The sequence below is a fragment of the Variovorax paradoxus genome (assembly GCF_009498455.1).
Classification (GTDB): Bacteria; Pseudomonadota; Gammaproteobacteria; order Burkholderiales; family Burkholderiaceae_C; genus Variovorax; species Variovorax paradoxus_H.
The window spans coordinates 475,033-494,377 of the sequence record NZ_CP045644.1 but is presented as its reverse complement, the minus strand read 5'-3'; the positions used below and the strand labels follow the sequence as shown (position 1 = coordinate 494,377).

Below are 19,345 nucleotides of genomic sequence, written 5' to 3'. Positions count from 1 at the left end.
CCATGGCCACGCCCCTCTCTACACCGCTCAACCTCACGCTGGCGCAAGCGCAGCAATGGGTGCCGGGTTCGCGCCTCGTGGGCGACCCGGCCACCGTCATCGCCCGCGTCCACACCGACACCCGCACCCTGGCCGCCGGCGACCTGTTCGTTGCGCTCAAGGGCGAACGCTTCGACGCCAACGACTTCCTGGCCGACGCGAAGAAGCAGGGCGCCGTGGCCGCCATCGCGCACGGCGGCCTCGAAGCCGCGGGGCTTGCCGGCCTCGAGGTGCCCGATTCGCTCATCGCGCTCGGCGCACTGGGCGCCGGCTGGCGCGCGCAGTTCAACCTGCCGCTGATCGCCGTCACCGGCAGCAACGGCAAGACCACGGTCACGCAGATGATCGCGGCCGTGCTCGCCGCCTTCCGCGCCGACCGCGCGCTGGCCACGGCCGGCAACTTCAACAACGAGATCGGCGTGCCGCTCACGCTGATGCGCCTGCGCGCGCAGCACCAGCTGGCGGTGCTCGAACTGGGCATGAACCACCCGGGCGAGATCGCGCGGCTGGCCGCCATGTCGCGCCCGACCATCGCGCTGGTCAACAACGCGCAGCGCGAGCACCAGGAGTTCATGGCCAGCGTCGAGGCCGTCGCCATCGAGAACGCCGCCGTGTTCGCCGCGCTGCCCGATGACGGCACGGCCGTGTTCCCTTATGGCGACACCTTCACCTCGCTGTGGACCGACATGGCGCGCCAGAGCGGCTCGCGCCGCTGCCTGACCTTCGGCGAGCACGCCGACGCCGACATCTCGCTCGACAGTGCCGAATGGCTGCAGGGCGCCTGGACCGTGCGCGTGCGCACGCCGCTGGGCGCGTTCGACGCGCGCCTGCACATTGCGGGCCGCCACAACGTGGGCAACGCGCTCGCCGCCACCGCCTGCGCGCTGGCCGCCGGCGTGTCGCTCGACACCATCGCCGCGGGCCTGTCGGCCTTCGAGCCGGTCAAGGGCCGCTCGCGGGCCGTCGAGATCGTGCTGCCCGGCGGGCACGCGCTCACGCTGGTCGACGACAGCTACAACGCCAACCCCGATTCCGTGATTGCCGCCATCGACGTGCTCACCGGCCTGCCCGCGCCGCGGCTGCTGGTGCTCGGCGAGATGGGCGAGGTCGGCGACCGCGCGCCCGCGTTCCACGCCGAAGTCGGCGCCTGGGCACGGCAGCGCGGGCTCGACGCCGTCTACACGCTGGGCGGCGAGACCGTGCATGCGGCAACGGCTTTCAACAACAACAACGACGACGCCGGCGATGCCGGTGGCCGTCATTTCGACGATTTCGACACGCTCCGCGCGGCCGTGCTCGCCCGCCTGCCGCAGCTGGGCAGCGTGCTGGTCAAGGGTTCGCGCTTCATGAAGATGGAACGCGTGGTGCAGGCGATCGAGGCACAACAACAAAAGGAGGCCGGTCATGACGCATGAGCCGCGCAACACACCATGCTGATGTCCCTGGCCCAATGGCTGCAGACGCTGTCGCCCGAGTTCGGGTTCTTGCGCGTTTTCAGTTACCTCACGTTCCGCGCGCTCATGGCCGCGCTGACCGCGCTCGTGGTCGGCCTGGTGGCCGGCCCGTACGTCATTCGCCGCCTGGCCGCGCTCAAGATCGGCCAGCCGATCCGCGGCTACGGCATGGAAACGCACCTGACCAAGAGCGGCACGCCCACCATGGGCGGCGTGCTGGTGCTGTTCGCGATTGCGTTCGCCACCTTGCTGTGGTTCGACCTGTCGAACCGCTTCGTGTGGATCGTGCTGTGGGTGACGATGGGCTTCGGCGCCATCGGCTGGGTGGACGACTGGCGCAAGGTGGTGCGCAAGGACCCCGAAGGCATGCGCTCGCGCGAGAAGTATTTCTGGCAATCGGTGGTCGGCCTGCTCGCGGGTTTCTATCTGCTGTTCAGCATTTCCGAGAGCTCCAACTGGCGCGTGCTCGAGCTGTTCTTCGCCTGGGTGCGCTCGGGCTTCGACCTCGACTTTCCGCCCAAGATCAACCTGCTGGTGCCGTTCTTCAAGGAAGTGAGCTACCCGCTGGGCGGCATCGGCTTCGTGATCCTCACGTACCTCGTGATCGTGGGCGCAAGCAACGCCGTCAACCTGACCGATGGCCTCGACGGCCTGGCGATCATGCCGGTGGTGATGGTGGGCTCGGCGCTGGGCGTGTTCGCCTACGTCACGGGCAGCGCGGTGTTCTCCAGGTACCTGCTGTTCCCCTACATCCCGGGCTCGGGCGAGCTCTTGGTGTTCTGCTCGGCGATGGCCGGTGCGGGCCTCGCATTCCTCTGGTTCAACACGCATCCGGCGCAGGTCTTCATGGGCGACGTGGGCGCGCTGGCGCTGGGCGGCGCGCTGGGCACCATCGCAGTCATCGTGCGCCAGGAGATCGTGTTCTTCATCATGGGCGGCATCTTCGTGGTCGAGGCGATCTCGGTGATGGCGCAGGTCATGTACTTCAAGTACACGAAGAAGCGCTACGGCGAAGGCCGCCGCGTGCTCAAGATGGCGCCGCTGCACCACCACTTCGAGAAGAGCGGCTGGCGCGAGACGCAGGTCGTCGTGCGCTTCTGGATCATCACGATGCTGCTGTGCCTCATCGGCCTTTCCACGTTGAAGCTGCGGTAACCCCACAACCATGCGGCACCTGAAAGACCTCCCCGTTCTCATCCTCGGCCTCGGCGCGTCCGGGCTGGCGATGGCGCGCTGGTGCGCGCGCCACGGCGCGGTCGTGACCGTGGCCGACACGCGCGAGGCGCCGGCTTCGCTGGCAACGCTGCAGGCCGAGCTGCCCGACGCGCGCTTCATCGGCGGACCGTTCACGGCCGCGCTGGTCGAAGGCACGCCGATCCGCGCCGTGTACCGCTCGCCGGGCCTGTCGCCCGCGACGCTGGCGCCAGTCGTCAATGCCGCCAAGGCCGTGGGCCTCGTGGTCGGCGGCGAGCTGGACCTGTTCGTGCGCGCGCTGCTCGACCTGCGCACGGTCGAGGTGCCGGTGGTGGAAGTCGAGGCTGACGTGCCCGTTGAAACCGCCGTGGCCGAACCTGTCGTTGAAACGCCGGCCCAGGCCGAGCTGGCCTTGAGCGAAGAAGCCCCTGCGGTGGATGCTGCGGTGGTCGAGACGCCGGAAGTCCCTGCGCCGGAGGCTGCTGCGGTTGTCGAAGGCGAAGCCGAAACGACTGCGCCTGTTGAAGCAACTGACGTTGTTGCACCCACTGACGCCGTGGCCCCCGAGCCGACGGCAGAGCCGATCGAAGCCGCACTGCCAGTCGATGCGACTGCCGCAGAAGCCGAGCCCGCCGCGCCCGTCGAACCGACCGAAGCTGTCGACGCCACGCCGCCCGCCATGGCCGAAGCCATGCCGCGCGACGCGTCGCTGAGCGTGCCGGTGACGCCGCCTACCGAAGACGTCGTCGCTGAAGACACCGCCACGGAAGAAGGCGCAGCACCGGCCGCCGACGCGCCGCCCGCGCCCGCGACCGCCGCCAGCCTCTCCCGGCTCCCGCCCCCCGGCAAGCCCTACGTGCCCACGGCCGCGCTGGAGGCCGCCGCGTTCGTCGCCACGATCGCCGAGCTGTCCGCCACCAACCCGGCGTCGGCGGCGGTCGAGGAAGACACGCCCCAGATGGTGCTCGTGCCGGAACCCGAGCCCGAAGCGCCCAAGGGCTACACGCCCGCCGTGCTCGCGGTCAGCGGCACCAACGGCAAGACCACCGTCACCTCGCTCACCGGCCAGCTGGTCGAGCGCGCGGGCAAGACCGTGGCCGTGGCCGGCAACATCGGCCCGACGCTGCTCGACACGCTGGCCGCGCACATCGACGCCGGCACGCTGCCCGAGGTGTGGGTGCTCGAACTCTCGAGCTTCCAGCTCGACGGTGTGCAGGGCTTCGAGCCCACGGCCGCGACCGTGCTCAACCTCACGCAGGACCACCTCGACTGGCATGGCGACATGCCGGCGTATGCGGCCGCGAAGGCGCGCATCTTCGGCGCCAAGGGCCTGATGATCCTGAACCGCGACGACGCCGGCGTGATGGCCATGCTGCCGCCACCCGTTCGCGTGAAGCTGCAGCGTCCGCAGATCCGCACCCACGTCACCTTCGGCGGCGCGATGCCGCTGCGTCCCGGCGACTACGGCATCGAGCGCATCAACGGCGTGGCCTGGTTGGTGCGGGCGCTGGAAGCCGACGAAACGCAGAAGCGCAAGCGCGGCGCGGTGGTCGAAGAAGAAATCTTCTTCCAGCGCCTCATGCCCGCCGACGCACTGCGCATCCGCGGCCGCCACAACGCAATGAACGCCCTGGCTGCGCTCGCGCTCGCCAGCGCCGCCGACTGCCCGTTGGGCCCCATGCTCTACGGCCTGCGCGAGTACCGCGGCGAGCCGCACCGCGTCGAACCGATCGCCATCGTGGACGAGGTCGAGTTCTTCGATGACAGCAAGGGCACCAACGTCGGCGCCACCGTGGCCGCCTTGAGCGGCCTGGGCGAAGAGCGCCGCGTGGTCGTGATCCTCGGCGGCGAAGGCAAGGGCCAGGACTTCGAGCCGCTGGCCGACCCCGTGCGCCAGTACGCGCGCGCCGTCGTGCTCATCGGCCGCGACGCCCCGCTCATCGAGGCCGCACTGGCCAATACCGGCGTGTCGCTGAAGCACGCGGGCTCGATGGAAGAAGCCGTCAAGCTCGCCGCCGCGCGCGCCCACCCGGGCGATGCCGTGCTGCTGTCACCCGCCTGTGCGAGCTTCGACATGTTCAAGGACTACGCGCACCGCGCCGAGGTGTTCCGCGAGGCCGTGGAGGCTTACGCCGACAGCCCGCGCGATGCCGTGGGTGGCGACGATGCCGTGGTGTCGTACGTGCCCGGCGCGTCGTTGTCCACCGCCGGATCGATGGAGGACCCGATTTGAACTCCGCAGCCGCAGGCCAGGAAACCCGCACCGGCAGCCGTTTCGGCGGCTGGTTCCGGCGCGCCCGCAGCGGCATGGATTCGCTGCCCGTGCACCTGCCCGTGCGGCTGGGCGGCGCCGGCATTGCGCAGACCAAGGCCACGCCGATGCGCGTGCTGGGTTTCGACCAGGCGCTGGTCTGGGTCACGGTCGCGCTGATGACCTGGGGCCTGGTCATGGTGTATTCGGCCTCGATCGCGCTGCCCGACAACCCGCGCTTCGCGCGCGCAGGCTACGGCGCCTCGTACTTCCTCACACGGCACGCGGCCTCGCTGGTCATCGCGTTCATCGCCGCGCTGCTGACCTTCCAGATCCCGATGAAGACCTGGGAGCGCGCCGCGCCCTGGCTCTTCGTGGCCTCGCTGCTGCTGCTGGTGGCGGTGCTCATTCCGCACATCGGCATCAACGTGAACGGCGCGCGCCGCTGGCTGCCGATGGGCTTCATGCGCTTCCAGCCGTCGGAGCTGGCCAAGTTCGCGATGGTGCTCTACGCCGCCAGCTACATGGTGCGCAAGATGGAGATCAAGGAGCGCTTCTTTCGCGCCGTGCTGCCGATGGGCATCGCGGTGGTGGTGGTCGGCATGCTGGTGATGGCCGAGCCCGACATGGGCGCCTTCATGGTCATCGCCGTGATCGCCATGGGCATCCTGTTTTTGGGCGGCGTGAACGCGCGCATGTTCTTCGTGATCGCGACGCTGGTGGTGGTGGCCTTCGGCTCCATCGTGGCGAGCAGCCCGTGGCGCCGCGAGCGCATTTTTGCGTACCTCGATCCGTGGAGCGAAGAGCACGCGCTGGGCAAGGGCTACCAGCTGTCGCACTCGCTGATCGCCATCGGTCGCGGCGAGATCTTCGGCGTGGGCCTGGGCGGCAGCGTCGAGAAGCTGCACTGGCTGCCCGAGGCGCACACCGACTTTTTGCTCGCCGTGATCGGCGAAGAGTTCGGCCTCATCGGCGTGCTGCTGATCATCGGCATGTTCCTCTGGCTCACGCGCCGCATCATGCACATCGGCCGCCAGGCGATCGCGCTCGACCGCGTGTTCTCGGGCCTCGTGGCCCAGGGCGTGGGCGTGTGGGTCGGCTTCCAGGCCTTCATCAACATGGGCGTGAACCTCGGCGCGCTGCCGACCAAGGGCCTGACCCTGCCGCTGATGAGCTTCGGCGGCTCGGCGATCTTGATGAACCTCGTGGCGCTGGCCGTGGTGCTGCGCATCGACTACGAGAACCGCGTGCTCATGCGGGGAGGTCGCGTATGACCGGCCGCACCGCACTCGTCATGGCCGGCGGCACAGGCGGCCACATCTTCCCGGGCCTGGCCGTGGCCGAGGCCCTGCGCGAGCGCGGCTGGCGCGTGCACTGGCTGGGCGCGCCCGGCAGCATGGAAGAAAAACTCGTGCCGCCGCGCGGCTTCGCCTTCGAGCCGGTGCAGTTCGGCGGCGTGCGCGGCAAGGGTCCGCTCACGCTGTTCCTGCTGCCGCTGAAGCTGCTGCGCGCCTTCTGGCAGAGCCTGGGCGTGGTGCGCCGCGTGAAGCCCGACGTGCTGGTGGGCCTCGGTGGCTACATCACCTTCCCGGGCGGAATGATGGGCGTGCTCATGGGCAAGCCGCTGGTGCTGCACGAACAGAACTCGGTCGCCGGCCTCGCCAACAAGGTGCTGGCGGGCGTGGCCGACCGCGTGTTCACGGCCTTCCCGAACGTGCTGAAGAAGGCGCAGTGGGTGGGCAATCCGCTGCGCGCGGCGTTCACGTCGCAGCCCGATCCGGCCACGCGCTTCGCGGGCCGTACGGGTCCGCTGAAATTGCTGGTGGTCGGCGGCAGCCTCGGCGCGCGTGCGCTCAACACCGTCGTGCCGCAGGCGCTGGCGCGCATCGCGCCCGACCTTCGCCCGCAGGTGCTGCACCAGAGCGGCGCCAAGCAGATCGACGAGCTGCGTGCCAACTACGCGGCGGCCGGCGTCGAGGGCGAACTCACGCCCTTCATCGACGACACCGCGCAGGCGTACGCCGAGGCCGACCTCATCGTCGCGCGCGCGGGTGCCAGCACCGTCACCGAAATCGCGGCCGTCGGCGCAGCAGCGCTGTTCGTGCCTTTCCCCTCGGCGGTCGACGACCACCAGACCACCAACGCGCGCTTCCTCGTGGACGCGGGCGGCGGCTGGCTGGTGCAACAGACCGACCTCACCCCTGAATTGCTGGCTGATTTGCTACAGACAACCGAACGCGCGACCTTGATCGACCGGGCCCGGAAGGCCAAGACCCTGCAGAAGACCGACGCTGTGGACGCGGTCGTCCGCGCCTGCGAGGAGCTTGCCAAATGAAGCACGCGATCCGTCACATCCACTTCGTCGGCGTCGGCGGCTCCGGCATGAGCGGCATCGCCGAGGTGCTGCTGAACCTGGGCTACAAGATCACCGGCTCCGACCTGTCGGACAGCGCCACGCTGCGTCGCCTCGCGGGCCTGGGCATCGGTACCTTCGTGGGCCACGCGGCCGCGCACATCGACGGCGCGGACGCGGTCGTTACGTCCACCGCCGTGCAGTCGGACAACCCCGAGGTGCTGGCCGCGCGCGAAAAGCGCATTCCGGTCGTGCCGCGCGCGCTGATGCTCGCGGAGCTGATGCGCCTGAAGCAGGGCATCGCCATTGCCGGCACGCACGGCAAGACCACCACCACCAGCCTGGTGGCGAGCGTGCTCGAAGCCGCCGGGCTCGACCCGACCTTCGTGATCGGCGGCCGCCTGAACAGCGCCGGCGCCAACGCGCAGCTGGGCAGCGGCGACTACATCGTGGTCGAGGCCGACGAGTCGGACGCTTCGTTCCTGAACCTGCTGCCCGTGATGGCGGTGGTCACGAACATCGACGCCGACCACATGGAGACCTACGGGCACGACTTCGCGAAGCTCAAGAAAGCTTTTGTCGACTTCCTGCACCGCATGCCGTTCTACGGCGTGGCCATCCTGTGCACCGACGATCCGGCGGTGCGCGACATCGTGGCCGACGTGACCTGCCCGGTCACCAGCTACGGCTTCGGCGAAGACGCCCAGGTGCGCGCCATCGACGTGCGCGCCGTCGGCGCCCAGATGCATTTCACCGCGCAGCGCCGCAACGGCGTGACGCTGCCCGACCTGCCCATCGTGCTGAACCTGCCGGGTGAGCACAACGTGCGCAACGCGCTGTCGGTGATCGCCGTGGCGGTCGAGCTTGGCATTCCCGACGAGGCCGTGCAGCGCGGCCTCGCAGGCTTCAAGGGCGTGGGCCGTCGCTTCCAGAGCTACGGCGACGTGGCCGTGCCGAACGACACGGCCGGCGGCCGCTTCACCGTCATCGACGACTACGGCCACCACCCGGTCGAGATGGCGGCCACCATTTCCGCCGCGCGCGGCGCCTTCCCGGGCCGCCGGCTGGTGCTGGCCTTCCAGCCGCACCGCTACACCCGCACGCGCGACTGTTTCGAAGACTTCGTGAAGGTCATCGGCACGGCCGACGCCGTGCTGCTGGGCGAGGTCTACGCCGCCGGCGAAGCACCCATCGTGGCCGCCGATGGCCGCTCGCTGGCGCGCGCGCTGCGCGTGGCCGGCAAGGTCGAACCGGTGTTCGTGGACGACATCGGCGCGCTGCCGCAAACCATTCTGGACAACGCCCGCGCGGGCGACGTGGTGCTGTGCATGGGCGCAGGCTCCATCGGCGCCGTGCCGGGCAAGGTGGTCGAGCTCGGCGCGGTTGTCGTGCCGTCGCCCGCACCCTCATCAACAACTTCAGAGCGCACCGCGCGCAAGGGGAGGGCCTCGTGAGCCTTCAGGAACCACATCTTTTCGGCAAGGTGGCCGTGCTGTTCGGCGGCAGTTCCGCCGAACGCGAGGTGTCGCTGATGTCCGGCGCCGGCGTGCTGGAGGCGCTGCGTTCGCGCGGTGTCGACGCGCACGCGTTCGACCCTTCGGAGCGTGAACTCACCGACCTGAAGCGCGAAGGCTTCGCGCGCTGCTTCGTCGCGCTCCATGGCCGTCATGGCGAAGACGGCACCGTGCAGGGCGCGCTCGAGCTGCTCGGCATTCCCTACACCGGCTCGGGCGTGATGGCCTCGAGCGTGGCGATGGACAAGGTCATGACCAAGCGCATCTGGCAGGCCGACGGCCTGCCGACGCCCAAGTACGTGCGTCTGGCCTTCGACCAGCAAAGCCGCGAGCAGATCCGTGCCGTGCCCGACGTGCTCGGCCTGCCGCTGATCGTGAAGCCGCCGCGCGAGGGCTCGTCCATCGGCGTGACCAAGGTCGAGGGCTACTCGCAGATGCAGGACGCCGTGGCGCTGTCGGCGAAGTTCGACGCCGACGTGCTGTGCGAAGAGTTCATCGACGGCGAAGAAGTGACCTGCGCCGTGCTCGGCCAGGGCCTCGATGCACGCGCGCTGCCGGTGGTGCGCATCGCCGCGCCCGAGGGCGCCTACGACTACCAGAACAAGTACTTCACCGACGACGTGAAGTACCAGTGCCCGAGCGGCCTGCCCGACGCCGAGGAACGCGAGATCCAGCGCATCACGCTGGCCGCGTACCACACGCTCGGTTGCCGCGGCTGGGGCCGCGCCGACGTGATGATCCGCGCCAGCGACCGCAAGCCCTTCCTGCTCGAGATGAACACCTCGCCCGGCATGACCAGCCATTCGCTGGTGCCGATGTCGGCGCGCGCGGCGGGCATTCCCTACGAAGAGCTGTGCGTGCGCGTGCTGGCGTCCGCATCGCTCGATGCCAGGGGAGGCGCGAACTAAGCCATGGCCGACATGAACGCCGCCCGGCCGCCCGAAGGCGTTCGCCCCCTCGCTTGCGAGGGGGGTGGCGGAGCCGCGCAGCGGCGCAGCCTGGGGGAGCATTTGTGAGTACTACCGCTCCTTTTGACGTCAAGCTGATGAACATCGTCGCGAACGTTGCGTTCGTGCTGGTGGCACTCATGCTGCTGGCGGCGAGCGCGTGGTGGGTGCTGCGCCAGCCTTTCTTCCCGATCTCGGGCATCAAGGTGGACGGCGAGGTGACGCACAACAACGCGGTCACGCTGCGCGCCAATGTGGCGCCGCAGCTGAAGGGCAACTTCTTCACCATCGACCTGGCGCGTGCGCGCACCGCCTTCGAGACGGTGCCGTGGGTGCGCAGCGCGGTCGTGCGGCGCGAGTTCCCGAACAAGCTGCGCGTGACGCTGACCGAGCAGGTGCCGGTGGCGGTGTGGGGCGAGGAGGCCGGCTCCAAGCTGATCAACGGGTTCGGCGACGTGTTCGAGGCCAACGTGGCCGAGGTCGACGGCGATCTGCCGCGGCTGGACGGCCCGATCGAGCAGGCTGGGCAGGTGCTGGGCATGTACCGCGTGCTCGCGCCGATGTTCGAGCCCTACGACTTCGACATCGCCGAGCTGCGGCTGTCCAGCCGCGGCAGCTGGAAGGTGCTGCTGGACAACGGCGCCGAGATCGAACTCGGCCGCGGCCAGAGCGACGAGGTGTCGGCGCGCCTGCAGCGGTTCCTGAAGACCGTGACGCAGGTCGCGGGCCAGTACCGCCGCACGGTGGCCGACGTCGAACGCGCCGATCTGCGCCACAACGACGCGTATGCCCTGCGGCTGCGCGGCGTCACCACGGTCTCGCCCGAGGCCCCAAGAAAAATCAAGTAGCGAATACCGAGGACATTGACATGCCCAAAGAATACAAAGACCTGGTCGTAGGCCTGGACATCGGAACCGCCAAGGTGATGGTGGTCGTGGCCGAGGTGCTGCAAGGCGGCGAGCTCAAGCTGGCCGGCCTGGGCATCGCGCCCAGCAACGGCCTCAAGCGCGGCGTCGTGGTGAACATCGACGCCACCGTGCAGAGCATCCAGCAGGCGCTCAAAGAAGCCGAGCTGATGGCCGACTGCAAGATCAGCCGCGTCTACACCGGCATCACCGGCAGCCACATCCGCGGCATCAATTCGAGCGGCATGGTGGCGGTGAAGGACAAGGAAGTCACGCCCGCCGATGTGGCCCGCGTGGTCGAGACGGCGCGCGCCATCAACATATCGAGCGACCAGCGCCTGCTGCTGGTGGAGCCGCAGGAGTTCGTGATCGACGGCCAGGACGTGAAGGAGCCGATCGGCATGAGCGGCATGCGCCTGGAGGCCAAAGTGCACATCGTGACCGGCGCGCAGAGCGCGGCCGAGAACATCATCAAGTGCGTGCGCCGCTGCGGCCTCGAGGTCGACCAGCTGATGCTGAACCCGCTGGCCTCGAGCCAGGCGGTGCTCACCGAAGACGAGCGTGAACTCGGCGTGGTGCTGGTCGACATCGGCGCGGGCACGACCGACGTGGCGATCTTCACCAATGGCGCGATCCGCCACACGGCCGTGATCCCGATCGCGGGCGACCTCATCACGAGCGACATCGCGATGGCCCTGCGCACGCCCACCAAGGACGCGGAGGACATCAAGGTCGAGCACGGCTACGCCAAGCAGCTGCTGGCCGACCCTGAATCGCAGGTCGAAGTCCCCGGCCTTGGCGATCGCGGCCCGCGCATGTTGAGCAAGCAGGCGCTTGCCGGCGTGATCGAGCCGCGCATCGAAGAAATCTTCTCGCTGGTGCAGCAGGTGGTGCGCGAGTCGGGCTACGAGGAAGTGCTGTCTTCCGGCGTGGTGCTCACGGGCGGCAGCGCCGTCATGCCCGGCATGGTCGAGCTCGGTGAAGACATCTTCCTCAAGCCCGTGCGTCGCGGCATCCCGAAGTACTCGAGCGCGCTCTCGGACATGGTGGCGCAGCCGCGCGCGGCCACCGTGATGGGCCTGCTCGAAGAGGCACGTTTTGCACGCATGCGTGGTTTCAAGGTCGCACAGAAGAACGGGTCCGTAAAGACTGCGTTCGGACGTTTCAAGGACTTCATCGTGGGGAACTTCTGACCATGAACCACTCCCCACTCTGGCTCGCACGCGCGGGCCCTCCGCTGCATTTCAACGAGCGATGGCGACGCACCGGTCCACCATCGCGACGGCGATCCCGTTGATCACGTCACGGCAAAAGAAATATTCATAGACACATAACGGCAACTGCAATATTCAAGGAGTTAGAAATGACCATCGAAATGATCGAAGTCGAAGAATTCAACCAGGGCACGCAGATCAAGGTGATCGGTGTCGGCGGCGGCGGTGGCAATGCGGTCGCCCACATGATGGAGCGTGGTGTGCAAGGCGTGCAGTTCGTTTGCGCCAACACCGACGCGCAAGCCCTGCAACGCAGCAACGCGCACAAGAACATCCAGCTGGGCATCAGCGGCCTGGGCGCCGGCAGCAAGCCCGAGAAGGGCCGTGACGCGGCCGAAGCCGCGGTGGACGACATCCGCGCCGCCATCGACGGCGCGCACATGCTGTTCATCACGGCCGGCATGGGCGGCGGCACCGGCACCGGCGCGGCACCCGTGATCGCGCGCGTGGCCAAGGAAATGGGCATCCTCACCGTGGGTGTGGTGACCAAGCCCTTCGACTGGGAAGGCGGCCGTCGCATGACCAACGCCGATGCCGGCCTGGCCGAGCTCGAAGCCAACGTCGACTCGCTGATCGTCGTGCTCAACGAGAAGCTGCTCGACGTGCTCGGTGAAGACATCACGCAGGACGAAGCCTTCGCGCACGCCAACGACGTGCTGAAGAACGCCGTGGGTGGTATCTCGGAAATCATCAACGAGTACGGCGGCGTGAACGTCGACTTCGAAGACGTGCGCACCGTGATGGGCGAACCCGGCAAGGCCATGATGGGCACGGCCGCGGCTGCAGGTCCCGACCGCGCGCGCATCGCCGCCGAACAGGCCGTGGCCTGCCCGCTGCTCGAAGGCATCGACCTCTCGGGTGCCAAGGGCGTGCTGGTGTTGGTGACGGCATCGAAGGGTTCGCTGAAGCTGAACGAGTCGAAGCTCGCGATGAACACCATCCGCGCCTACGCCTCGCCCGACGCGCACGTGATCTACGGTGCCGCCTACGACGAAAGCCTGGGCGACCAGATGCGCGTCACGGTGGTGGCCACGGGTCTGTCGCGCGCCGACGCACGCCGCCAGGCTCCGACGCTCGAAGTGATCCGCACCGGCACCGACAACATCCCGTTCACCGTGCCGACGCTCGGCGGCATGGGCCACGCGGGTGGTGGTTCGGGCAGCCAGCCCAACTACGACGGCATGGCCGTGCCCAGCGTGTGGCGCACCAACCGCACGATGGCCGCCGCCAAGGTCGACGCGCTGTCGTCGGGTGGCATGGACGACTTCGAAATCCCTGCATTCCTGCGCCGTCAGGCCGACTGACCGCAGGCCACCGAACGCAGAGGGCACGAGGGTTCGCAAGGGGACGGGGAAGACCTGAAAGGGACTGACCCCCGGCCCTAGGCGCTGCGTCCACCTCGTGCCCCTTGCGTCCACCGCCGGGGGCTCCCCGGCTTTTTTGTGTGCGCTTTCTTTTTTTGACCGGTCCATGTCTATCGCGGCCATAGCCAGGGGAATAGGGCGTCAAGGTCGCAGCCCGCCTAAAATCATGGGCGTGCTGCAACAACGAACCCTCAAGTCGATCAGCCGCGCCGTGGGCGTGGGGCTACACAGCGGCCAACGCGTGGAGCTGACCCTGCGACCGGCCCCGGCCGACACGGGCATCGTGTTCCGCCGCGTCGACCTGCCCGAGCCGGTCGAGATCCGCATGACCGCCGAATCGGTCACCGACACGCGCCTGGCGTCCACCGTGTCCACGGGCGGCGCCAAGGTGCAGACGGTCGAACACATCATGTCCGCCTGCGCGGGCCTGGGCATCGACAACCTCTACATCGACATCACGGCCGACGAAGTGCCGATCCTCGACGGGTCGGCCTCGTCCTTCGTGTTCCTGCTGCAAAGCGCGGGCATCGAACTGCAGAAGGCGCCGCGCCGCTTCATCCGCGTGCTGCGCAAGGTCGAGGTGCGCGAAGGCGAGGGCGCCAACGAGAAGTGGGCGAGCCTGGAGCCGTACCACGGCTTCAAGCTGAGCTTCGAGATCGACTTCGACCACCGCGTCGTCAACTCCACCGGCCAGCGTGTGGAGTTCGACCTGGGCACCGACTCGTACAGCCGCGACATCGCACGTGCGCGCACCTTCGGCTTCACCAAAGAGGTCGAGTACATGCGCAGCAAGGGCCTCGCGCTCGGCGGCGGTCTCGACAACGCCATCGTCATGGACGACACCAAGGTGCTCAATGCCGGCGGCCTGCGCTACGACGACGAGTTCGTGAAGCACAAGATCCTCGACGCCATGGGCGACCTGTACATCATCGGCAAGCCGCTGCTGGCCGCATACACCGCGTTCCGCTCGGGCCATGCGCTCAACAACAAGCTGCTGCGCGAACTGCTCTCGCACAGCGACGCCTACGAGGTCGTGACCTTCGAAGACGAGAAGCGCGCACCGCGCGGCTTCGGCGAAGTGGCGCGGGCCTGGTAAGCAGGCGCGCGCTTTTTCCGATGCTTCTCTTTCGCTGGGCCATCCTGCTGCTTCTGCTGGTGGCGGGCGTGTCCTTCGCGTTCTACGCGGGCACGGGGCAGGTCAAGTACCGCCGCTTCGGCTGGGTCGTGTTCAAGTGGACGGTGCTGGCGGCGCTGGGCTTCTTCGCAGTCCTGATCGCCGAGCGCGTCGCATAGCGCGAGCCGTTCAGTCGACCAGGGCCTGCAAGGCCTGCACCTGCTGCGCAAGCAGCGGCCCCTTGCGGTGCGCGGGCACCAGCAACATCAGCGTGTCTCCCAGCGCCTTCGGTCGTCCCCAGGGCGCGTGCAGCCGGCCCTTCTCGAGCAGCGGTGCCACCAGCCGCTCGCGCCCCATCAGCACCCCTTCGCCATCGAGCGCGGCCTGCAGCGCGAGGCTGTAGAGCGAGAAGTCCGGGCCGGCGGCCAGCGCGTCGGCCTCGGTTGACGTGGTGCCGGGGCGCACGGCCTGCAGCCAGCGGGACCAGTCGTCGCGCCACACCGTGTCGTGCAGGCCGCCGCAGCGCGCGAGCACGTCGAGGAGGTCGTCGAGCGGGCGCGGACGTCCGCTCTCCAGCGACGGCCGCACGCGCGGGCTGCACACGGGCACAAGGCGGTCGCGCGCGAGCGGGATGCCCGTCGCGCCGACGGCAGCCTCTGTATCGCGTGCGTAGAACAGCCCGAGATCGAAGGGCTCGCGCCGGAAGTTCGGCGGCTGCTCCAGCGCCGTCACCGACACCTGCACGCCGGGCAGTGCAACCTTCAGCCGCGAGAGCCGCGGCGACAGCCACAGCTGCGCCATGGCCGGCAAGGCCGCCACCTGCAGCGTGCTGCGGCGCGCGGCGGTCTGCGTTTCCTGGCGCAGCGCCTGCACGGCGAGGCCGAGCTGGTCGACCGCCGCACTGAGCGCGGGCAACGCGCGCCGGCCGTGCGCACTGAGCCGGATGCCCTGGCTGTGCCGCTCGAACAGCGCACCGCCGGCCCAGGTCTCGAGCGCCTTGATCTGCTGCGCGACGGCGGCGGGCGTCACGAACAGCTCCTCGGCCGCGCGCGCGAAACTGCCGTGGCGCGCAGCGGCCTCGAAGGCGCGCACGGCCGTGTGCGGCGGCAGGCGAGGGCGGGGTGGGGCGAGGGACATGGGGTGGAGGCCCAATTTTCTAGGGCTCGGGCCCAGTTTATCCGTGTTGCCGGCGCAGGCACAGGGCGCGACCATGCGGTCATTCCCTTCCTCAGCGAGACACCGCATGCCCGCAGCCCTTCACCGCCGTTCCTGGGTTCCCGCCGCCAGCGAGGACCACGTGCTCGCCATCGCCGCCGACGCCGCCGCGCGCGACGCCGTGGGCGTGGCCGCCGAGATCGAACGCCTCGTGGCCGACAACCACCGCATCCACGACGTCGACGGGCTGAACCTCAACCCGGCCACCAACGTGATGAACCCCGCCGCCGAAGCGCTGCTGTCGCGCGGGCTGGGTTCGCGCCCGTCGCTGGGCTACCCCGGCGACAAGTACGAGATGGGGCTGGACGCCATCGAGCGCATCGAGGTCGTCGCCGCCGAGCTCGCGGCCGAGGTGTTCGGCGCGCGCTTCACCGAGGTGCGCGTGAGCTCCGGCGCGCTGTCGAACCTCTACGTGTTCATGGCGACCTGCCAGCCCGGCGACACGATCATCGCGCCGCCGCCCGCCATCGGCGGCCACGTGACCCACCACGCGGCGGGCGCGGCCGGGCTCTACGGCCTGAAGACCGTGCCGGCGCCGGTCGATGCCGACGGCTACTCGGTCGACGTGGTCGCGCTGGCGAAGCTCGCGCGCGAGGTGAAGCCGAAGCTCATCACCATCGGCGGCAGCCTGAACCTGTTCCCGCACCCGGTGTCCGCCATCCGCGAGGTGGCCGACAGCGTGGGCGCGAAACTGCTCTTCGATGCCGCGCACCTCTCGGGCATGGTGGCCGGCAAGGCCTGGCCGCAGCCGCTCGAAGAGGGCGCGCACGCGATCACCATGAGCACCTACAAGAGCCTGGGTGGCCCGGCCGGCGGGCTGATCGTGTCGAACGATGCGGCGCTGATGGAGCGCATCGACGCCATCGCCTACCCGGGGCTCACGGCCAACTCGGACGCGGGCCGAACGGCCGCACTGGCCCGTGGCCTGCTCGACTGGAAGGTGCATGGCGTGGCCTATGCGGCAGCGATGCGCGATACCGCGCAGGCGCTCGCGCGTGCACTCGATGCCGAAGGCCTGCCCGTGTTCGCCAAGGCGCGCGGCTTCACGCAGTCGCACCAGTTCGCGCTCGAGGCTGCGCGCTGGGGCGGTGGGCAACGCGCCGCGAAGCAGTTGGCCCAAGGCGGGTTGCTGGCCTGCGGCATCGGCCTGCCGATCGCGCCGGTCGACGGCGACATCAACGGCCTGCGCCTGGGCGTGCCCGAGATCGTGCGGCTGGGCTTCACGCCCGAGGACATGCCGCAACTGGCCGGCTGGATCGCGCGCGCGCTGGCAGGCGATGCGCCCGCCGTGGCTGTCGAGGTGCGCGAACGCCGCCGGCGCCTGGGCGATCTGCGCTACATCGTGCGCTGAAACCTCAGCGCGAACGCCCTTGCCGGTAGGTGCCGGCGTGGGTCTTCGACAGCTCGGCCGCTTCCGCGAGCCGTGCCATCGAGCGGCCAACCTGCGCGTGCGTGATGGCGATGCCCAGCGCGTCCGCCGCGTCGGCGCCCGGCAGGCCGGGCAGGTCGAGCAGGCGCTTCACCATCTCCTGCACCTGCGCCTTCGCGGCCTGGCCGTGGCCTGCCACGGCCTTCTTCATCTGCAGCGCCGTGTACTCGGCCACCGAGAGGTTGTGGCTCACCAATGCCGTCACGCAGGCGCCGCGCGCCTGGCCCAGCAGCAGCGTCGACTGCGGGTTGACGTTGACGAAGATGATTTCGACCGCCGACGCATCGGGCTGGTAGCGCGCCGTGATCTCGCCGATGCCGTCGAACAGCACCTTCAGGCGCGCCGGCAGGTTGCCGCTGCCCAGGTGCCGGGTGCTGATGGTGCCGCTGGCCACGTAGCGCAGCGCATGGCCGTCCGCATCGACCACGCCGAAGCCGGTGGTCTGCAAACCGGGGTCGATGCCGAGAATCCGCATGAAAAGGAAGCGTAAAGGCCTAAGCCCGGGTGAGGAAGATCGAAGAAGGTGCGAATTCGTGCGGGATGCGAGGGTATCGCGGGCAGAATCCGCCGGTTCTTGCATTCCGCCCCGCTCCGCGCGGGGCGCGCCACACAAGGAAGCGAAGGTGAATGTAGTCGAGTCCTCCGCACAGCAGCAACTGAAGCAACTCAAGCCACTGAACGACGCCCAGTCCCCGCTCGCGCGCCTGCAGCCTCCCGCCGAACGCGCCGCCGGGAGCTTTCGCCAGGCGGAGCTGTTGAGCGACCTCGGCCGCCGTCGCGAGGCGATCGCCGCCTGCAGCCAGTTGATCGCCGAGTTTGGCGCGCTGCCCGACGCCGCCGTGGTCGTGCCCTGCTGCCAGGCGCTGCGACTGCTCGCGCACGTGCTGCGCCAGCTGCACCGCCCGGCCGACGCGCTGGCCACGCTCGACCGCCTGGTCGCCGCGCACGGCGCGCGCAGCGAGCCCGAGATCCGCGCGCACATCGCCCACGCGCTCTACCAACGCACTTGGCTCATCGACGATGCCGCGGCGCGTTGCGAGGCCTGCGACTTCATGAGCGAGCAGCTCGATGCGCAGGCCGATGCCGAACTCGATGTGTGGCGGCTCGACGCGCGTTTGCTCAAGGCCGAGATCGAACACCACCGCGGCCTGCCGCAAGACGCATTGGCCACGCTCGACGCCGCCATCGAACGCTTCGAAGGCGGCACCGATCCCGGTGTGGTGCTGCGCGTGGCGCGGGCCCGGCTGGCTGCGGTGCTCAACCTGCGCGAGCTGGCGCAGCACACGCAGGCGCAGGTGCTGTGCCTGCAGGTGGCCGACCAGATCGAGGCTGGGCTGGCCGATGCCGCACCCGAGCTGCGGCTGGAAGGCGTGCGCGCGCTGGCCCTGTTCTTCGACGGCCTCGGGCTCGACGAGGTGGCGCGCCGCGCCGAGCTGGTCGGCTGGCTGCTCGACCGCTACGGCCACGACGCCTCGGCGCAAGTGCGCCGCCTCGCGGCCGTGCGCGCCCACGACTGGGCCGTGGGGCTGCGCGACCAGGGCGACGGCGAGGCCGCGCTGGCCGCCTGCGAGCGCCTGCTCGGCACTTTCGCGCGTGACGGCGACGCCGTGGTGCAGCGCACCGCGGCCACCACCTTGCTGCACAAGGGCTTCGTGCTGCTCGATCTGCTCGGGCGGCCCGAGGCCGCGCTCGCGGTGTACGAGCCGCTCGTGGCAGCGTCGCGCGACGGCGCCACGCCCGAACTGCGCGAGCTGCGCGTGAAGGCGACGGCCGGGCGCGAGGCCTGCCTGAAGCGGCTGCGCAAGACCGGCGGCCTCGAGGCCGGCGAGTTGTCGGCCGAGCTCTTCGATGCGGCGTGCGACACCGTCCGCGAAGGCCGCAAGCTCGGTGACGCGGGCGCATCGCGCGAAGCCATCGCGCTGTTCGACGAGGTGCTCGCGGCGCATGCCGCCTCGCCGCACCCGCTGATGCGCCGCCAGTGCGCGCGCGCCTTGTCGCACAAGACCTTCTGCCTGCTGGCACTGGAGCACTTCGTCGAGGTCGTCGAGGCCGCCGACGCGATGGACGCGCGCTACGGCGCGGATGTTTCCACCGAGATGCAGTCGCAGGTGGCGCTGTGCCTGCAATACAAGAGCACCGCGCTCGACCGCCTCGCGCGGCCCGCCGACGAGATGCGCGTGCACGACGAGATCGTCGCGCGCTGGGGCAATTCCGAGTTGCCCGACCTGCGTGCGCGCGTGGCCGGTGCGCTGTTCCGCAAGGGCGCCGTGCTGCGCCGCGCGGGCCGGTTCG

At 69.4% G+C, this 19,345-nt stretch carries 15 protein-coding genes; 13 read left to right on the top strand and 2 right to left on the bottom strand.

Going from position 1 to position 19,345, the window contains the following annotated elements:
* Positions 1 to 2 precede the first annotated feature (2 nt).
* The 12 genes from GFK26_RS02170 (at position 3) to GFK26_RS33940 (ending at position 14,588) form a co-directional block, all read left to right on the top strand.
* Positions 3 to 1,454, top strand: coding sequence for a UDP-N-acetylmuramoyl-tripeptide--D-alanyl-D-alanine ligase (locus GFK26_RS02170; RefSeq protein ID WP_153285824.1), 1,452 nt, complete (start codon positions 3 to 5; stop codon positions 1,452 to 1,454).
* Positions 1,455 to 1,469: 15 nt separating this feature from the next.
* Positions 1,470 to 2,648: a phospho-N-acetylmuramoyl-pentapeptide-transferase gene (gene mraY, locus GFK26_RS02165; RefSeq protein ID WP_153280651.1), complete on the top strand. Its 1,179-nt coding sequence runs from the start codon at positions 1,470 to 1,472 to the stop codon at positions 2,646 to 2,648.
* A 10-nt stretch (positions 2,649 to 2,658) separates the two neighbouring features.
* Positions 2,659 to 4,920, top strand: a complete 2,262-nt coding sequence (murD, locus tag GFK26_RS02160) for a UDP-N-acetylmuramoyl-L-alanine--D-glutamate ligase (protein WP_153280650.1) — start codon at positions 2,659 to 2,661, stop codon at positions 4,918 to 4,920.
* Positions 4,917 to 6,212, top strand: coding sequence for a putative lipid II flippase FtsW (gene ftsW / locus GFK26_RS02155; RefSeq protein ID WP_153280649.1), 1,296 nt, complete (start codon positions 4,917 to 4,919; stop codon positions 6,210 to 6,212). The genes murD and ftsW overlap by 4 nt, the downstream gene beginning before the upstream one ends.
* Positions 6,209 to 7,273: an undecaprenyldiphospho-muramoylpentapeptide beta-N-acetylglucosaminyltransferase gene (murG, locus tag GFK26_RS02150; protein WP_153280648.1), complete on the top strand. Its 1,065-nt coding sequence runs from the start codon at positions 6,209 to 6,211 to the stop codon at positions 7,271 to 7,273. Before ftsW ends, murG begins: the two co-directional genes overlap by 4 nt.
* Positions 7,270 to 8,745, top strand: a complete 1,476-nt coding sequence (murC, locus tag GFK26_RS02145; RefSeq protein WP_153280647.1) for a UDP-N-acetylmuramate--L-alanine ligase — start codon at positions 7,270 to 7,272, stop codon at positions 8,743 to 8,745. The genes murG and murC overlap by 4 nt, the downstream gene beginning before the upstream one ends.
* Positions 8,742 to 9,713 carry a D-alanine--D-alanine ligase gene (locus GFK26_RS02140; RefSeq protein WP_153280646.1) on the top strand — a complete coding sequence of 324 codons (972 nt, stop codon included), beginning with the start codon at positions 8,742 to 8,744 and terminating at the stop codon, positions 9,711 to 9,713. Before murC ends, GFK26_RS02140 begins: the two co-directional genes overlap by 4 nt.
* 137 nt (positions 9,714 to 9,850) lie before the next feature.
* Positions 9,851 to 10,600 carry a cell division protein FtsQ/DivIB gene (locus GFK26_RS02135; RefSeq protein ID WP_153280645.1) on the top strand — a complete coding sequence of 250 codons (750 nt, stop codon included), beginning with the start codon at positions 9,851 to 9,853 and terminating at the stop codon, positions 10,598 to 10,600.
* A gap of 20 nt (positions 10,601 to 10,620) precedes the next feature.
* Complete coding sequence (gene ftsA, locus GFK26_RS02130; RefSeq protein WP_056575685.1) at positions 10,621 to 11,850, top strand: cell division protein FtsA; 1,230 nt, start codon at positions 10,621 to 10,623, stop codon at positions 11,848 to 11,850.
* Between the two features lie 170 nt (positions 11,851 to 12,020).
* A complete protein-coding gene (gene ftsZ / locus GFK26_RS02125; RefSeq protein ID WP_099795080.1) occupies positions 12,021 to 13,235 on the top strand; it encodes a cell division protein FtsZ in 1,215 nt (404 codons plus the stop codon).
* 232 nt (positions 13,236 to 13,467) lie between these two features.
* Positions 13,468 to 14,391 (top strand): UDP-3-O-acyl-N-acetylglucosamine deacetylase, encoded by a 924-nt coding sequence (gene lpxC, locus GFK26_RS02120; RefSeq protein WP_056575680.1) that lies wholly within the window; start codon positions 13,468 to 13,470, stop codon positions 14,389 to 14,391.
* A 20-nt stretch (positions 14,392 to 14,411) separates the two neighbouring features.
* Positions 14,412 to 14,588 (top strand): hypothetical protein, encoded by a 177-nt coding sequence (locus GFK26_RS33940; RefSeq protein ID WP_180838962.1) that lies wholly within the window; start codon positions 14,412 to 14,414, stop codon positions 14,586 to 14,588.
* Positions 14,589 to 14,598: 10 nt separating this feature from the next.
* Here GFK26_RS33940 and GFK26_RS02115 read toward each other — a convergent pair whose 3' ends face one another.
* Positions 14,599 to 15,546 (bottom strand): LysR family transcriptional regulator, encoded by a 948-nt coding sequence (locus tag GFK26_RS02115; RefSeq protein WP_153280644.1) that lies wholly within the window; start codon positions 15,544 to 15,546, stop codon positions 14,599 to 14,601.
* 106 nt (positions 15,547 to 15,652) lie between these two features.
* Here GFK26_RS02115 and glyA point away from each other — a divergent pair, with 106 nt between their 5' ends.
* On the top strand, positions 15,653 to 16,975 hold the full coding sequence (glyA, locus tag GFK26_RS02110; RefSeq protein ID WP_153280643.1) for a serine hydroxymethyltransferase: 1,323 nt from the start codon (positions 15,653 to 15,655) through the stop codon (positions 16,973 to 16,975).
* 4 nt (positions 16,976 to 16,979) lie between these two features.
* Here the strand turns inward: glyA and ruvC are convergent, their stop codons facing one another.
* Positions 16,980 to 17,528, bottom strand: coding sequence for a crossover junction endodeoxyribonuclease RuvC (gene ruvC / locus GFK26_RS02105; RefSeq protein ID WP_101491194.1), 549 nt, complete (start codon positions 17,526 to 17,528; stop codon positions 16,980 to 16,982).
* Positions 17,529 to 19,345 lie beyond the last annotated feature (1,817 nt).

What these genes read in the sequence shown, in the direction of transcription:
- murG (WP_153280648.1), top strand. Translation starts at nt 6,209, where the DNA reads ATGACCGGCCGCACCGCACTCGTCATGGCCGGCGGCACAGGCGGCCAC.
- ftsA (WP_056575685.1), top strand. Translation starts at nt 10,621, where the DNA reads ATGCCCAAAGAATACAAAGACCTGGTCGTAGGCCTGGACATCGGAACC.
- mraY (WP_153280651.1), top strand. Translation starts at nt 1,470, where the DNA reads ATGCTGATGTCCCTGGCCCAATGGCTGCAGACGCTGTCGCCCGAGTTC.
- ruvC (WP_101491194.1), bottom strand. Translation starts at nt 17,528, where the DNA reads ATGCGGATTCTCGGCATCGACCCCGGTTTGCAGACCACCGGCTTCGGC.
- GFK26_RS02135 (WP_153280645.1), top strand. Translation starts at nt 9,851, where the DNA reads ATGAACATCGTCGCGAACGTTGCGTTCGTGCTGGTGGCACTCATGCTG.
- GFK26_RS33940 (WP_180838962.1), top strand. Translation starts at nt 14,412, where the DNA reads ATGCTTCTCTTTCGCTGGGCCATCCTGCTGCTTCTGCTGGTGGCGGGC.
- GFK26_RS02170 (WP_153285824.1), top strand. Translation starts at nt 3, where the DNA reads ATGGCCACGCCCCTCTCTACACCGCTCAACCTCACGCTGGCGCAAGCG.
- ftsZ (WP_099795080.1), top strand. Translation starts at nt 12,021, where the DNA reads ATGACCATCGAAATGATCGAAGTCGAAGAATTCAACCAGGGCACGCAG.
- glyA (WP_153280643.1), top strand. Translation starts at nt 15,653, where the DNA reads ATGCCCGCAGCCCTTCACCGCCGTTCCTGGGTTCCCGCCGCCAGCGAG.
- murC (WP_153280647.1), top strand. Translation starts at nt 7,270, where the DNA reads ATGAAGCACGCGATCCGTCACATCCACTTCGTCGGCGTCGGCGGCTCC.
- murD (WP_153280650.1), top strand. Translation starts at nt 2,659, where the DNA reads ATGCGGCACCTGAAAGACCTCCCCGTTCTCATCCTCGGCCTCGGCGCG.
- GFK26_RS02115 (WP_153280644.1), bottom strand. Translation starts at nt 15,546, where the DNA reads ATGTCCCTCGCCCCACCCCGCCCTCGCCTGCCGCCGCACACGGCCGTG.